This is a genomic window from Phormidesmis priestleyi ULC007, assembly GCF_001895925.1.
Lineage (GTDB): Bacteria > Cyanobacteriota > Cyanobacteriia > Leptolyngbyales > Leptolyngbyaceae > Phormidesmis_A > Phormidesmis_A priestleyi_A.
In genome coordinates, this window is the sequence record NZ_MPPI01000023.1 from 1 (window position 1) to 13,944 (window position 13,944).

General features: G+C 49.1%; 12 protein-coding genes. 8 read left to right on the forward strand and 4 right to left on the reverse strand.

Features of this window, described 5'->3' with window-relative positions; translation table 11 throughout:
• The first annotated feature begins 131 nt into the window (after nt 1–131).
• From BRW63_RS17570 to BRW63_RS17590, 5 genes are all read left to right on the forward strand, one after another.
• Nucleotides 132–3,194, forward strand: coding sequence for a hypothetical protein (locus tag BRW63_RS17570; RefSeq protein WP_073073476.1), 3,063 nt, complete (start codon nt 132–134; stop codon nt 3,192–3,194).
• Nucleotide 3,195: 1 nt separating this feature from the next.
• The gene (locus BRW63_RS17575; RefSeq protein WP_073073478.1) at nt 3,196–3,990 is read left to right on the forward strand and encodes a type IV pilus modification PilV family protein; all 795 of its coding nucleotides are present in this window, start codon (nt 3,196–3,198) and stop codon (nt 3,988–3,990) included.
• Nucleotides 3,991–4,048: 58 nt separating this feature from the next.
• Complete coding sequence (locus tag BRW63_RS17580; RefSeq protein WP_073073479.1) at nt 4,049–5,134, forward strand: PulJ/GspJ family protein; 1,086 nt, start codon at nt 4,049–4,051, stop codon at nt 5,132–5,134.
• A gap of 38 nt (nt 5,135–5,172) precedes the next feature.
• Nucleotides 5,173–5,757 (forward strand): type II secretion system protein, encoded by a 585-nt coding sequence (locus BRW63_RS17585; RefSeq protein ID WP_073073482.1) that lies wholly within the window; start codon nt 5,173–5,175, stop codon nt 5,755–5,757.
• A 260-nt stretch (nt 5,758–6,017) separates the two neighbouring features.
• A complete protein-coding gene (locus tag BRW63_RS17590; RefSeq protein ID WP_073073484.1) occupies nt 6,018–6,545 on the forward strand; it encodes a prepilin-type N-terminal cleavage/methylation domain-containing protein in 528 nt (175 codons plus the stop codon).
• Here BRW63_RS17590 and glgB read toward each other — a convergent pair.
• A complete protein-coding gene (gene glgB / locus BRW63_RS17595; protein ID WP_073073485.1) occupies nt 6,542–8,839 on the reverse strand; it encodes a 1,4-alpha-glucan branching enzyme in 2,298 nt (765 codons plus the stop codon). The two genes, BRW63_RS17590 and glgB, sit on opposite strands and share 4 nt — an antisense overlap.
• A gap of 249 nt (nt 8,840–9,088) precedes the next feature.
• A complete protein-coding gene (locus BRW63_RS17600) occupies nt 9,089–9,388 on the reverse strand; it encodes a 30S ribosomal protein PSRP-3 (RefSeq protein WP_073073487.1) in 300 nt (99 codons plus the stop codon).
• A 106-nt stretch (nt 9,389–9,494) separates the two neighbouring features.
• Between BRW63_RS17600 and BRW63_RS17605 the strand changes: the two genes are divergently transcribed.
• A complete protein-coding gene (locus BRW63_RS17605; protein WP_223257418.1) occupies nt 9,495–10,307 on the forward strand; it encodes a TIGR01548 family HAD-type hydrolase in 813 nt (270 codons plus the stop codon).
• A gap of 11 nt (nt 10,308–10,318) precedes the next feature.
• On the opposite strand, the gene BRW63_RS17610 is transcribed toward BRW63_RS17605, so the two are convergent.
• Together BRW63_RS17610 and ruvB are read right to left on the reverse strand one after the other, a co-directional pair.
• Nucleotides 10,319–11,155 (reverse strand): tetratricopeptide repeat protein, encoded by an 837-nt coding sequence (locus tag BRW63_RS17610; RefSeq protein WP_083583036.1) that lies wholly within the window; start codon nt 11,153–11,155, stop codon nt 10,319–10,321.
• A gap of 15 nt (nt 11,156–11,170) precedes the next feature.
• The gene (gene ruvB, locus BRW63_RS17615; RefSeq protein WP_073073489.1) at nt 11,171–12,307 is read right to left on the reverse strand and encodes a Holliday junction branch migration DNA helicase RuvB; all 1,137 of its coding nucleotides are present in this window, start codon (nt 12,305–12,307) and stop codon (nt 11,171–11,173) included.
• A gap of 37 nt (nt 12,308–12,344) precedes the next feature.
• On the opposite strand from ruvB, the gene BRW63_RS17620 reads away from it, so the two are divergent.
• Nucleotides 12,345–12,896, forward strand: coding sequence for a hypothetical protein (locus tag BRW63_RS17620; RefSeq protein ID WP_073073491.1), 552 nt, complete (start codon nt 12,345–12,347; stop codon nt 12,894–12,896).
• Nucleotides 12,897–13,038: 142 nt separating this feature from the next.
• Nucleotides 13,039–13,887: an ABC transporter permease gene (locus BRW63_RS17625; RefSeq protein ID WP_244913223.1), complete on the forward strand. Its 849-nt coding sequence runs from the start codon at nt 13,039–13,041 to the stop codon at nt 13,885–13,887.
• The last annotated feature ends 57 nt before the right edge of the window (nt 13,888–13,944 follow it).

Below are 13,944 nucleotides of genomic sequence, written 5' to 3' on the forward strand. Positions count from 1 at the left end.
TAGGCATCAAGAACAAGCGACTGCGAGCAGGCTGGGATGAGAATTACTTACTCAAGATTCTGACCGAATAAGATGCGTTTGCCCTGGAGTTTTCGGCTCCTAGTGGCACTGCGGCTGCGTTTGAAACTGCGATGAATACTTCTACTAGCCCATTGCGGACTGCACTGCAAAACCTCGCTAACTTTGCCGGAGATCCAGATGGGGTGTTTCCACTTAAGCCGACTAAGGCCGCAGTCGTTCATCCTTACCCAGCCTTGAGCATGTGGGGAAATTATTCTAAGCTGCGACAAGTGTTAGCCAAACTCACATCAGGCACGGCTTACGCAGACCTCAGCATTGCTGATAAAACCTATCTGCAAACGGCTTCCTGCACGATCGGGGTCTTGGCATACAACATCGACCAAATTCAAAAGTTTGACCCGACCAACGTAAATAATGATTATGACTACTTTGGCAACAACACATTCGTTCTAACGCAGTTAGCCGAGGAGCTTCAGGGGCTGATGAATGGTGACGAGAGTGATGGAGAAGTTTTGCCGAAGGGTCAAATGGCCAGTAGAGACTACGACCCTAACAGTCCTCGAACGGGACTCACCGGACTACCCAAGGACATAGATTATAGAGACGTTCCTCCAGAGGCTTGGATTGGTGCCCTAAAGCAACGAATTTTGTTGAAAGACCCAGCCTTCACCGCATTACCTACTACTCAAGAAGCGTTAGCCAAGGTGATGACTGATCCAAGGGTGAGAATGGCAGAGCTAATCATGCTCAAGTATCAGATTCGCCGCGATCGAGCGTTTGGCTTCCGTTCTTCTCCTGCCTTTGGCTCCTATGTGGGTCAAGCAAATAGCAAGAAGTACGTATTGCCATCTGCTTGTAACCCAGACGATTTTAAGTTTGCCAGTTTAACTCAACCTAATGCTGCGGGCCAAACGGTAGGAGACGAAGGTAGATATCGATTAGCCCTCTCTCGCCTATGTGGTGCTCTAGATACCACTAACTACAACCCTGATGATCCCACTAAGAGAGCATGGGTGCTTCCTAAGTTTCCTGCCCTCTACTACATCTTTCCAGAAACAGATCACAAGTTAGCGGGTGCATTAGAGCCAGGAACTCCGATCTACGATCACAGGCAACCCGGATCTGTTTTAAAGGCCGAAGTTTTAGCTGCTGCGACACCTGCGGATATTCTGGCAAAAAGCGACAGTAGAGCCACAACTGATGAAGAACCCTATGTCAAAGATGCCTATGTCAAAGATGCGAGTGTTAATGGGGATGTGACGTTTAAGGTAGTTGGCACTTCAACGCTCCTTAGAACTCCCGATTACACGCTAAATGTCTCGCCGCCTACGCCTACTGCCGCGGCTGCTAGTGCGACACCTGTACTCAGCAGCTACCCATACACAGACACGACTCCATTCCCAGTAGCTGACTATGCGCTGGGGTCAGCGATCGCCCTCACTCCTCAGCCATTAGCTAGTTGGAACCTGCCTCACACAGCGCCACTGAATAAATCTGAACCACCTGTAAGCGGTGGGCCTAATGTTTCGCCAAACATTATCTTGTCAACCAATGGCGATAAGGTTGCGGTTCCATTCCTCGATCGGGCCTTCTTTGACGGTCGCCAAGTCATGCTGATGCGATCACTTGACATCGATTTAGGAATGCTCCGCAACAGTGGCATTGGCTCAGATGTTTGGTTGCCCGAAAGCGGCATCATCTATGCTTTCCGCGAAGATGCAATTCGTGAAGACGCGATCGTCCGTCCGGTTGGCACAGACACAGACTTGAGAAACCCAGCCAAGCCCACAGATCCCGATTTCACCAGTGGCATTTCTACCAAGGCAGTAGACTTTAGACCTGACCCTGAACGGCGAGTGCATGGCTTCCGCCTACGCAACGGCTCCGAGGTCAAGCGCAAAGACTCGCTCTTAGAATCCGCTAAAAACATTCGTGGGTTGTCCTTCTTCACCGATCAACCTGTCTATATCCAAGGAGACTTTAATCTTCATCAAACAACTGGCTCAGAAGATGCAAAAGGCGATCGGTTAGAAGAGTTTGTTGAACAGTTGCCCGATAACGCTCCCTATGACGAGGGCAAATTTTACGGACGCAAAACAACTAACTACGCTAACTTCTCGGCTTCAGCCAAAGACCGTTGGCGACCTTCTGAAATTTTGGCAGACAGCATTGGTATCCTCTCGAATGACTTCTGCGATGGCAGCATTGCTGACACCTTCGTCGGGCCCGACTTGAGCAAGAAAACTGCAAGTCCGATCGCTGACTTCAGCCTTCTTCCTGATAATGCTCAACGACAAAATTATTTCCGCGATCAGTATGGCGACGCTGCTAAGTCTGGGCTATTCGGTCCTGGCTGCACGGGCAAAGGTTACACTTCATTCCACAACCGCAACATTTCTCAGAAAGAGTTACCTGTTCCAACGGTACTGGGTAAAAGTGTGAGTTGGGATTGGGTACGCGAAAACTCCTCTAATGCAACCTTGCCTCAGCGAAATTTCACTGCCGCCGCTAACTACTGGGCTGACTTCACCTCACCCATCAAAATCTCTCGCGCAGGTCAACCTTTAATCGAGGCTCCTCAATCCACCATTGGAGCGGGCAAAAAGCCTGCCTTACCTCGTCCTGTCCTTTATGGAACTAGGTTTGGTGTTAATAGTTACTATCCGCTCAGTGACAATGGCGAAAAGTTGATGTCAGCCAAGCAAACTAGAGTTAACGCTACTGTGGTGAGTGGCATTGTTCCATCTCGCAAAGATCAATCTTATGGCGGGTTACACAACTTTCCGCGTTTCCTTGAGACATGGAACAACAGTGTCCCGTTGAACTTCAGTGGCTCTTTCTTACAGCTTAGTTTTAGCAACTATGGAACCGCCCCCTATGACCTTGAAGGTTGGGAGATTACTGATACTGATCTCAGTAAGGAGAACATCAAGTACTACATCGCCCCCGCTCGGATTTGGGGTTATGACGTGGGTCTGCAATTAAGTCCGGCAGGCCCTGCTGCCACTCGTTTCGTTACCTCTAGCAAGAGCCGCAACGAGTTCTATAACGAACCTGCTGTCAACGACCCTTACATCAACATGCTTTGCAACGCTGCTAAAACCGTCGCAGATCCAAATTTTGGTCCTCCTAAACCTGCTGAAGTCAACTGTCCCAAACAATCAGGAGCATGACATGTCAGTAACACCTACAAAAAAATGGCTTGCTCCCGGTTTTGCCCTCAGCTTCAGCTTGAGTCTGACCCAAAAAATAGCAGCCTCTAGGCAACGATCGGATCAGGGTCTAACCCTGATCGAAGGGTTGGTGGCGATCGTGGTAGTCTCTATCACGCTCGTCAGCATCACCCCTCCGATCTTTTGGGCAACAGGCACCCGTGTTCAAAATCGCCGAGCCGAACAAGCCTTACAACTCGCTCAAGGTGAAATCGATCGCGTCCGCACGCTTGTCGATCAGGGACAAGCCACTATCAAGCTATTACCTCCTGTCGGTGCAGACAACATTCGCGTTGCCAATAGTGTTCCTGCCCCCACCAGTGCCAAAAGTGGTCTTGTAACTGTGAATCCGAGCTGTAAAACAAATCCAGATAATGGCGAGTCACCCGCACTGGGTGAATACATCCAGATCAACACCGATCCCAATCCTGAGAATCCTAATGACTGCAAACCTAACTTTCTGATGCAAACCTTCCGCAGCACTGGGCTTGATGGTGATGGAAACCCAGTGACAGGCAGCGCTATTCCTGAAGGATTTGTGATGGGGGTTAGAGTCTACTCGATCGTGGCTGAACCTAACTTAATCGGCAGCAAAGCTGAGACAACGCAAGCTAGCTTAAAGGGCACTAATGGGCTTGGAAACCAACTAACTCGCCCTCTGGCGGTGCAATACTCCACGATCGTTCGCAGCAACGCCAGCAAAAACTTAGATCTTTACAGGAAGCTTTGCCCAACTGCTGGTGCAGGACAGTGCTAGAGGTTCTTACATCACTTGTTTACACATAATCAGAAGGCTTGAATCAGGTTGAAAAACAATGGCTAGAAAATGGTTTAAACAAGGAAGTCAGCGCCTCCGTCTATCTTCTAAGAGGCGTAAATCAGCAGGGTTTACACTGATAGAACTTTTAGTCGCAATGTTTATTGGCGGCGTTATTACCAGCATTTTGCTCTTTTTGGTGGTGCAGCTATTGCAGACTAGCCAGCGAGAATCTGCCCGCAGTGACACCCAGCGCGAAATGCAGATGGCACTCGACTATATTGGGCGCGATCTGCGTGAAGCTGTCTATGTCTACGATGGCAACTGTCTAACTAATAGCGCTTATAGCTATCCATCGGGTAGCACGTGTTCAGGCTTACTTAAATATCTGCCTACTGCCGGGGCTGACAATCTTCCAGTCCTGGCATTTTGGCGTGTTGATCCTCTACCTCCAGACATTGACAAGCTTTGTCAAAAGAACGCCACAGCATTCTCCGAGCAAGACAAGGCAAAGCAGGATGCGGCGCTCATTCCGATTAGTGGGATTCCCTGTGTTTCTCGTCGAATGTATACGCTAGTTGTTTATTCCTTAGACTCGAAGGAAAATGACAAACCCTGGAGCGGTAGAGCCAGAATTAAGCGCTATCAACTTCCTCAATATATCTATAGCGCAGACACCAAGGACAAAGTGACATCTGGCTGGAGTTTTCCAGCAGGCGGTGATGTCTCTTTCATGAGTTGGCCCCTTGATGCCAAAGGCAAAGAAGCTCCAACCAGAGGAACCCCAATTTCTAACAGCAGCAATACTCAGGTACTCGTCGATTTTGTGGATCAAAAAGGCTTATCTGTCGATCAACAAGGCTTACCCAACGGAACTCTTACTACCAATGCTGTTTGTCCATCGGTTCCAGTCACAAACCCAGTCACGCCTGGATACGTACTCACGCCAAGCTCGACTGACAATAGAGGCTTTTATGTCTGTGTCAAAGGTGCAGAAAGCAACGGCAACTTAAACCAGGAGGTTTCTATTTTCCTGCAAGGCAACGCGGCTGGAAGACCGGGACTTCCGCTCACTACGAGTAATGTTCCTATTTCAATGCAAACCCGTGTGATGACACGCGGCTCTTTAGACAAGAGAATTTAGTCATCTGCTGCTTTCGTGCCTCAACTGAGAGAAGGAACATGAAAAAGAGGAACCGTTCAAAACGATCGATCGCAGGCTTCACCTTAATCGAAGCGCTAGTTGTCATTATCATGGCTGGCATTTTGTTTGCGATCGCTGCCCCAAGTTGGGTGGGCTTTCTAAACCGCCAACGCCTCTCAACCGCACGAGGGCAAGTGTTTGAAATATTGCGATCGGCTCAAGCTGATGCAAAACGAACCAAAGTCAGTCGAGCGATCGTCTTTGACAACACAACCACCACAAATCAGCAGCCGAGAGTAATCGTCGTTCCTGTGCTTGACAACACTTCAACCCCAAGTGGTGTCATTACTGGTGTCAACACTTCAGATGGAAGATGGCAAGTTTTGGGGAATGGTGACATCAAGGCAGGAGCCATTAAGATCGCTGGAAAACCAGACAAAGGCACTGAAACCGATAAGGGCGCGATCATCTTTGACACCTACGGCAATGTCAATCCAAACATAGGTGCTACGCCATATACGATCACGATTCAAGCCGCAACACTTAAAAGCCCTAAGCGTTGTGTCAAAGTTACAACGCTGTTAGGGGCAATGACTTCAGCAGAAGATGGTGACTGTAATTAGCGTGAATCGATAGAAGTGGTTCACTCCGATGATGAATTCGGGAAGCCCCCTAAATCCCCCAAAATTGGGGGACTTTGAACCGAAAATTTTGGCTGGAAGTCCCCCAAATTGGGGGATTTAGGGGGCAGAAGCCGCTGAGAACGAAGCGAAAAAACTCGTCGAACTCACGTGTAATTAGCGATCGCATCCACAATTAATCAAAACTAAAGATAATTTTTGGGAACTCTAAGCCAGACGATCACAGCGCTTAGAGTTTTTCTATGAATTCCCATATCCATCGTTTTAGTAGAGCTAAAGGCTTCACACTGATAGAACTTCTGGTTGTTCTGATTATTGTTGGAATTCTCTTTGCGATCGCGGCACCTTCTTGGATATCGTTTCTCAACCATCAGCGCTTAAACACCGCTCAAAGCCAAGTTTTTGACATTCTACGTCAAGCGCAAACTACCGCGAAATTAAAGGGCGTTGACCAACAAGTCAGCCTCCAATCTAAAGGCGGCAGAGTCGAGTGGGCAATTCACCCAGCTACTCTCACGGCTTCTGACAGTCTGCCGTGGAACAGCTTGGGCGAAGGCGTTCAACTCAATGAGGAGACCACCTTACTCAAATCGAACGAAATTTACAGAGTTCGATTTAGCCATTATGGTGAAGTAAAGGGGAGTCTAGGAAGGGTTACGCTCTCTGCCCCAAACAGTCAAGTCAAGCGGTGCGTTATCGTCTCAACATTACTTGGAGCCATGCGAACTGGAGAAAACCGTCCGGGGCGGGCAGGCAACCCTTGTGATTAGCCTTGCGCTTTGAGTGCCGCTTGAGTTTTTGCCCGATCGAGCTTCAAAACTAGCGTAGACATCGGGGGCAAACAGAGGTCGATCGAGTAAGGTCGCTCATGATAGCTCCATTCCTCAGTCCATTTTCCTCCCAAGTTACCCATATTGCTGCCGCCATACTCACGAGCATCACTGTTTAAGAGTTCTGTGTAGAACCCGGCTTCTGGGACACCGACTCGATAGTGACTATGAGGCTGCGGGGTAAAATTGCAAACTGTAATCACAAATTCATCAGAGTCTTTAGCCCGACGAATGAACGCAACCACACTATGCCGATTGTCGCTACAGTCAATCCATTCAAACCCTGGCTCTGCAAAATCTTGCGTGTAGAGAGCGGGTTCACTGCGATAAGTGGTGTTGAGAGCTTCCATAAAATGCTTGAGCTTTTGGTGTGGCTCAGATTGCAAAAGCTGCCAATCCAAGTCGCCCCAGACATTCCACTCACTCCACTGCCCAAACTCCATACTCATAAACAGCGTTTTCTTGCCGGGATGAGTAAACATAAAGGCATAAAGGCAGCGCATATTTGCCAACTTTTGCCACTCGTCGCCGGGAATTTTACCGATGATGTTGCTCTTACCATGCACTACTTCGTCATGGGAAAGCGCCAGCATAAAATTCTCGCTGTGGTTATACCACATGCTAAACGTGACGTTGTTTTGATGAAATTGCCGGAACCATGGATCCATGCTGAAGTAATCGAGCATGTCGTGCATCCAGCCCATGTTCCACTTCAGGTTAAAGCCTAAGCCACCAACGTAGGTGGGCCACGAAACCATCGGCCAAGACGTGGATTCTTCAGCGATCGACAGCACCCCCGGAAAGTAGCTGAAAATTGTATGGTTCATCTGACGCAAAAAGTCTGCGGCTTCAATGTTTTCTCGACCGCCATATTGATTCGTCACCCACTCGCCGGGTTCGCGGCAATAGTCAAGGTAAAGCATCGACGCAACGGCATCCACGCGAATTCCGTCAATGTGATATTTGTCGAACCAGAAGAGCGCGTTAGAAACCAGGTAGTTGCGAACTTCGTGACGAGCGTAGTTAAAAACGAGCGTGCCCCACTCTTTGTGTTCGCCTTTGCGAGGATCAGAGTGTTCATAAAGGTGACTGCCGTCAAAGAAGGCCAGACCATGACCGTCTTTAGGAAAGTGACCCGGAACCCAATCGACAATCACTCCAATGTCGTTGGCGTGACACTGATCCACAAAGTACATGAAGTCTTGGGGGGTGCCATAGCGAGACGTGCAGGCGTAGTGACCGACGACTTGATAGCCCCAAGAACCATCAAAAGGATGCTCGGCGATCGGCATCAACTCGATATGAGTGAACCCCAGATCTCTAACATAGGGAATCAGCTTTTCTGCCAGTTCTCGATAGGTGAGAAACCGCGCTCCGGGCTGGAGTTCTGAAACCACGACGACGGGTTCAGTTTCTCCGTTGGGGAGTTTGGCAGGCTCGGCAGAAGACGCATGGAGCCAAGAGCCGATATGCACCTCATAGACCGAGATGGGATGCATCAAAGGCTCAGTGTTGCGGCGACGCTCCATCCAGTCTTGGTCTTGCCACGTATAGGAATCTAGATCGGTGACGATCGACGCAGTTTTGGGTCGCGGCTCTTGCTGAAACCCATAGGGATCAGACTTCTCATAGATATGCCCGTCCTGATTTTTAACTTCGTATTTGTAGTGAGTGCCAATTCCTAGCTCTGGAATGAAAAGTTCCCATACCCCAGTCTTACCGCGCCGCATCTGGTGTTTGCGTCCATCCCAGTGGTTAAAATCGCCAATCGCTGAGACGCTGCGGGCGTTAGGTGCCCAGACTGCAAAGTAGACTCCTTTAACGTTATCAACCTGAACCGCATGGGCACCCAGTTTCTCGTAAATGCGGTGATGGTTGCCTTCAGAGAATAGATGAACATCAAAGTCAGTTAGAAAGGGAGAGCGAAATGCGTAGGGGTCGTAAATGACGCGATCGTGATCCCCTTCTTTGATTCTCAACTGATAATTGCTGAGTTCGGGCGTGTCGATCGTGCATTCAAAAAAGTGGGGATGATAAACCGACTGCATTGGATATTCTTCTCGCTGTTCGGGCAAGATCACCCAGGCAGCATCAGCAGTAGGTTGATAAACTCGCACGACCCAGACCGTTTTGCCATCCCGCTCTACTGGATGCGGCCCCAACACCTCAAAAGGATCTTGATGTTGGTTCCAAACAATCCGTTCTACCTGATCGGGGGCAATGGTCATAGACATGAAGCTACCTACCTAATAAATGGCGATCGTTAAAGAATTCTCAGAATGAGGCTTGAAGATCTGTAATTAGATTATTAAATCATTATAAAAGTCTCATTTTATTTACATTTTGCCTGATTTGGGAGCCAAAAACCATTTAATCCCAATCATAGAACAAGCCCCAACCTGTGGCATTCACGATCGGGGCTGTTTAAGCTAATTTAATTTAGACGACTAATCTAAAACTCAAGCTCTGCCACGAGGCAAAACTCAAGCGCTTCCGGTGAACGTCACTTCTGGAAACTTCGACTGAGCTTCTGCCATCGGACGGCGTTTGCCCTCTTCTTGCCAGTAGTTGATCACTTCAGTTGCTTTGTTGAGCAACTCAACACGGTCAACCTCAGCAATCCAGTGTTTCTTCTCTAACTCAGTTTTGAGTTGCTCCCAGGCATCATTACGAGGCCAGAAAAAGTAAGAAGTTAGAGGACTCGTGCCTTTACCAACCACCTGATCGACTGCTAATGCGACGTTCTCATCTAACCAAAGAACCTTTAAGATAAACTTCGACAATCCAAAACCTCCAGCGCGATCCCAAGCTTGATTACAATCAGTTATTCTATCGTACTGTTCTATAGATGGGAGAGATTACTAAATTTTGGATCATTGGGAGAGAGGCGTGTTGAATCAAGAACTGGATGCCGAATTGAAGAGATTAGCGGCGATCGTGGTGTTTGATATTGATGGCGTTGTGCGGGATGTCAGTGGTTCTTATCGTCGTGCTCTAGCTGACACTGTGGAACGTTTTACTCAAAATGCCTATCGTCCGACCTCTCAAGAAATCGATCTCCTCAAGTCAGAAGGGGCATGGAATAACGACTGGGAGGCATCTCAGGAGCTAGTGTATCGATATTTTGAGGCACAGGGAACTCTACGCAGTTCGATCGATCTCAACTATCAAGAATTAGTAACATTCTTTCAGTCTAAATATCGCGGCACTGATTCTGAACACTGGACGGGCTATATCTGCGCTGAGCCTCTGCTTTTAGAACCTGCCTATCTAGATTCGCTGACTCAATCAGGAATTCGCTGGGGCTTTTTTAGCGGAGCGACGAGGGCCTCTGCAAATTACGTGCTAGAAAAGCGATTGGGATTGCAATCTCCTGTTTTAATCGCGATGGAGGATGCTCCGGGCAAGCCTAACCCTGCCGGACTACTGGATAGTGTGCAACGGCTTGAGAATGAGCCTGAACAGATGACTCCAGTGATTTATGTTGGAGATACGGTCGCGGATATGGTTACGATCGAGCGATCGCGAACCCTGCAACCCGATCGGATCTGGATCGCAGTCGGAGTTCTACCACCCCACGTTCAACAAAACGCCGAGCAAACTCATTATGTCAACACCCTCTTTCAAGCAGGAGCCGATGTCGTTTTAAACAACGTGCAGGAACTCACGCCTGAAAAAGTTTTTGAGTTGACGAGGCTTTAAGCCTTTAACTGCTACTGAAGGTTTAAGAATTTGTCAAGCGCGGTGGCAATTTTGGGCGGCCAGCGACGAGTTGTTTTCACCCAGTTGATGTCTTTGTAGCGGCGATCGAGTCCGACCGCAGACACCCACTGACTTTCGGCTTCGCCCTGCTTGCCCTGCACCCAGAGTGCCGCAGTCAAGGCTGCCCGCATATCGGCAAACTTGGGATATTTGCGAACTAAGTTTTTCATCGTGCGGACTGCCTCATCAGTTTGCCCAATTTGATACTGAGCGAGAGCATAGTTCGCACGGGCAAAGGCATATTGGGGTGCAAGGTTGGAGGCTTTTTGGAAGTCAGCGATCGCCCGTTCCCAGTTGCCCAAACCCGCTTCAGCATTGCCGCGATTATTGTAGGCTGCCGGATCGTTCGGCTCAAGCTCTAAAACATGGTTGTAGTCAGCGATCGCGGCTTCCCACTTGCCCAAGCCTTCTAAAGCCGCACCTCGGTTTAGATACGGATCGGGGGCACTGGGGGCAAGCTCCATCGCTTTGTTAAAATCTGCGATCGCGTCATCTAGCTTGTTTTGGCTAACTCTGGCATTGCCTCGATTGCTCCAAGCAGCGGGATTGTCAGGGAAGCGATCAATGATTTGAGTCCAATAGCCCTCAGCCGTGGCAAAATCGCCTTTATTTGTTGCTTCAAACGCTTGCTCTCTGAGAACCCCCAATTGCTCAAACAGATCGATCGCCGAGGGCTGAGACGGAGCGACTTCTTCAGCCGCCCAAACGGGAGAGATACCTAACCCGATCAGCCCGACCAGCAAAAAAGCCAAAAAAGCCAAAAAAGATTTCAGCAGCAAGCCACGCATTCGATCACTCCAGATTCACGACATGAGAGAAAGTTGACTGTCGGGGGGCTGATAGCCCAGGTGTTTCCACGCCGCCGCCGTCGCAATGCGCCCACGCGGGGTGCGGCTGAGATAGCCAATTTGCATCAGATAGGGTTCATAGACTTCTTCGATCGTCTGCGAGTCTTCCCCAGTTGAGGCAGCGAGAGTTTCAAGTCCGACAGGGCCGCCATTGTGCCGCTCGATCATAAAGCTCAGAAGGCGGCGATCAGTCCAATCCAGCCCACATGGATCGACATCAAACAATTCCAGCGCTTCTGCCGCAATTTCTTGAGTCACTTCTCCAGATGCCTTGACTTGAACGTAGTCTCTGACTCGTTTTAACAGGCGATTGGCGATTCGGGGTGTGCCACGAGAGCGACGGGCAATCTCACAGGCACCCTCGGTCGTGATCGGCGTATTCAGCAGAGATGCTGTCCTGAGAACGATGTACGCCAGTTCGTTGAGTTCATAAAAGCGGAGTTTTTGAATCAGACCAAAGCGATCGCGCAAGGGTGAAGTCAAGGCTCCAACGCGGGTCGTTGCCCCCACTAAGGTAAAAGGGGCAAGCTTAATCGACTGGGTTCGGGCACTCCGCCCTTTGCCCCCAATGATATCGACCCGAAAATCTTCCATTGCCGGATAGAGCAACTCTTCAGTAATTCTGGGCAGACGGTGAATTTCGTCAATAAACAAAACGTCGCCCGGTTGCAGCGTCACGAGCAAGCCCATAATGTCACGAGGACGCTCTAAAGAGGGGGCACTGGTAATTTTGCAATTCACCCCCATCTCAGAGGCCAAAATCAGCGACATGGTGGTTTTGCCTAAACCTGGAGGCCCATAGAGCAGCAGGTGGTCTAATGGCTCTTTGCGAACTTTGGCCGCTTGAATCGCAATATCTAAGACATCTTTTAAGTCTTTTTGCCCCACATAATCACTCAACTTCTGAGGTCGAAGCCCTTCTTCGGGTTTGCCGTGTTCTTCTGGCTCTGACTCTGGGCGCACCAACTCAACCCCAGATTGTCTGCGGCGCTGACCCGATTCAGAGATCTGCAAGGGCAAAGAGAGATCCTCCAACTGGGCATTGGAGCGGTCTGGCTCTGATGGCTGTTTCTTAGAAGAGATAATCGCCATAATTGAGTACAATCATACCCGTAGACCTTGAAAAAAGATGACGATCGACGTGACTTTTCCAGTTCCTGACGCGATTTCTTTTGAAGATGCCATTGAGCTGACTCAATCTCTTTTGGCTGAGATGGAGCAGGGGAGCCTGTCTGATCCTGAAATTGAACGGACGATCGCGGCATTGGCTGCCAGTGAAAATGGCGCACGAGGGTTCTTCGTCACTTATTTAACTGACCCGCGATCGTTGGCAGATCATCCTTCTTCTGTGGTGGTGGAGGGGTTGCGATCGTCGCCAGAAATCGTATCTGAATTGCTGGTGAAAAATCTGGCGATGTCTACCGCGATGATTCTTGCCCATACACGCAATCAAAATCTAGACATGGCGCAAGGGTCAGAACGAGTACAGCGGCGAACCACTCACCTGATTCAACAAATTCAGCTTGCACAGGTTCAAACCAAAACTCACAGTCTGTTAGAGAGCATTGCATCTGGGGCGGGGCAGTATCAAAGCTTTTTGGAACGCTGGGGATATGATGCTGCCCAGAGACAGGCGATCGCTCAAGCCCTACAAAGTATCGTTAAGCGTGCCATCACCTGATATCCTGTCTACCATTAAGGAGATGAGCAAATCTAGTTATTTTGAGCAAATCTAGTTATTTGTAGTTCAGATAAATTCACGATTTGATCAGCATCTCCACTCACAATTTAGCAGAGTTGCTTCAGCCAAGGGGAACGATTACTTGTTGAAACCAGTCAAAGCATTTGCCCGCAACGCTATCCGGTTGCTTCCCGTCCGTCATCCGTGGTGGACGAAGCTTGACCTACTCAAAACGCTTGTACAACGAGATCTAGAGGCTCGCTACAAGGGTTCGATTTTGGGCAACTTGTGGTCACTGATTAACCAACTGGTGCAACTACTGGTTTACACCTATCTGTTCTCGATCGTGCTTCAGGTAAAACTCAGCATTAAGGGGCTACCTGCCAACAACTTTACCTACGGACTCTGGCTATTCGCGGGGCTAGTTCCCTGGACTGCCTTTTTGATCGGGCTTATGCAGTCATCTACCTCTGTCATTACACAGCCTAACCTGGTCAAAAAAGTGGTTTTCCCTCTGGTTTTGCTGCCTCTGGTGCCCGTTTTATCCGCTTTTGTCGAGAGTTCGCTCGGCTTGATGGCGTTGATCACCTTTGTGGCATTTACGGCTAAGACGATTCACAGTACACTTTGGTTACTTCCATTGGTTTGGGTGCCACAATTGCTGCTGACCGCAGGGTTGGGGTATCTTACGGCTGGACTGACAGTATTTCTGAGAGACATTCCGCAGACGATCGGCGTTATTCTCAATCTTTGGTTTTACGTCACCCCCATTATTTACCCGGTTTCGCTGATTCCAGAGTCTGTGCGGTTTTGGGTCTTTTGGTTAAATCCTTTGGCGGTGATCGTCGAAGTTTACCGCGACTTAGTATTAGTTGGAGAAGTTCACCACTGGGCACAATGGGCAGCGACTTCAGTGTTTTCCTTGGCCATTTTTGGTGTGGGCTTATTTGTGTTTAAGCGGTTGCGTCCTGCCTTTGCGGATGTAATCTAATCTGAAAGGATAAGCGGCTAAATACCGCGGTGTGATCGTGAGGATGAACGGCAAGAT